The organism is Actinoallomurus sp. NPDC050550, from assembly GCF_040655075.1.
In the GTDB taxonomy this organism is placed as follows: Bacteria; Actinomycetota; Actinomycetes; order Streptosporangiales; family Streptosporangiaceae; genus Actinoallomurus.
The window spans coordinates 1,308-3,194 of record NZ_JBFAJC010000125.1 but is presented as its reverse complement, the minus strand read 5'-3'; the positions used below and the strand labels follow the sequence as shown (position 1 = coordinate 3,194).

At 57.4% G+C, this 1,887-nt stretch carries 2 rRNA genes (both running past the window's edge); both read right to left on the bottom strand.

Annotated features, from left to right (window positions below):
• Positions 1-1,347: ribosomal RNA gene (locus AB0I04_RS54840) — 23S ribosomal RNA — on the bottom strand; it reaches 1,881 nt to the left of the window's first position.
• Positions 1,348-1,765: 418 nt separating this feature from the next.
• Positions 1,766-1,887, bottom strand: a 16S ribosomal RNA gene (locus AB0I04_RS54835) (its annotated part continues 1,307 nt past the right edge of the window); the annotation flags it as partial.

Below are 1,887 nucleotides of genomic sequence, written 5' to 3'. Positions count from 1 at the left end.
TGCCGCTTCACAGCCCACACGACGCTCCCCTACCCATCCCAACCCCTGGACGTACAAGTACGCCTGGGTATTGCTGGGATGCCACGGCTTCGGCGATGTGCTTGAGCCCCGCTACATTGTCGGCGCGGAATCACTTGACCAGTGAGCTATTACGCACTCTTTCAAGGGTGGCTGCTTCTAAGCCAACCTCCTGGTTGTCACAGCAACTCCACATCCTTTACCACTTAGCACACGCTTAGGGGCCTTAGCCGGTGATCTGGGCTGTTTCCCTCTCGACTACGAACCTTATCGCCCGCAGTCTCACTGCCACGCTTCACTTACCGGCATTCGGAGTTTGGCTGACTTCAGTAAGCTTGTAGGCCCCCTAGGCCATCCAGTAGCTCTACCTCCGGCAAGAAACACGCAACGCTGCACCTAAATGCATTTCGGGGAGAACCAGCTATCACGGAGTTTGATTGGCCTTTCACCCCTACCCACAGGTCATCCCCCAGGTTTTCAACCCTGGTGGGTTCGGTCCTCCACACGGTCTTACCCGCGCTTCAACCTGCCCATGGGTAGATCACTCCGCTTCGGGTCTACAGCATGCGACTGAAAACGCCCTATTCAGACTCGCTTTCGCTACGGCTCCCCCACACGGGTTAACCTCGCCACACACCATAACTCGCAGGCTCATTCTTCAAAAGGCACGCCATCACACCACACCCCAAAGAGGCGCGGGAGCTCTGACGGCTTGTAGGCACACGGTTTCAGGTACTCTTTCACGACCCCTCACCGGGGCACTTTTCACCTTTCCCTCACGGTACTAGTCCGCTATCGGTCACCAGGGAGTATTCAGGCTTACCAGGTGGTCCTGGCAGATTCACACGAGATTTCACGGGCCCCGTGCTACTCGGGAAACACCTAATGAAGACAACAAGATTTCGCCTACCGGACTCTCACCGACTACGGTCGACCATCCCAGATCATTCGACTATCCTGTTGTTTTTTGACTCCACGCCCAGACGGCGGTCCAGACAAAGGCACTCCCACAACCCCACACACGCAACACCCGCCGGCTATCACACGCGCATGGTTTAGCCTCATCCCCTTTCGCTCACCACTACTCAGGGAATCACTATTGTTTTCTCTTCCTGCGGGTACTGAGATGTTTCACTTCCCCGCGTTACCACCAACCGCCCTATCAATTCAGACGGAGGCAACACCCCATGACAGGTGCTAGGTTTCCCCATTCGGAAATCCCCGGATCAACGCTCGGTTGCCAACTCCCCGGGGCATATCGCAGGCTCCCACGTCCTTCATCGGCTCCTGGTACCAAGGCATCCACCGTGTGCCCTAAAAAACTTGAACACACTCGACAAGAACAAAGATGCTCGCGTCCACTATGCAGTTCTCAAAACACGGACAGAACCAACCCCCAGCCACCACCAAACCACCAAAACCCTCGAACTCAAGGACCTTGATGCGGTATGGCGACCAGATCAGCCTGTAACGCGGAGAACCCCCACAAGAGGGGTTCTGCCTGAGAAGCCCGAGCGTGAACGCCCGTTCCCTCAGGACCCAACAGTGTGCCCGGCCCCTCACCCCACACCCTCCGCTTTCCTGGACCCGCACGCGGGCAGTACTAACAAAGAAACATGAACCGAGAAGACCGAATAGCCAGTGCTCCACAACCTATGAGCAGACCCACCCACGAGACATTCGCTCGTGACAGCAGGCCAGCCACCGAACCCGTGGAGACCCACGAGCTGGTGGTAGTGCTCCTTAGAAAGGAGGTGATCCAGCCGCACCTTCCGGTACGGCTACCTTGTTACGACTTCGTCCCAATCGCCGGCCCCACCTTCGACCGCTCCCCCCACAAGGGTTGGGCCACGGGCTTCGGGTGTTGCC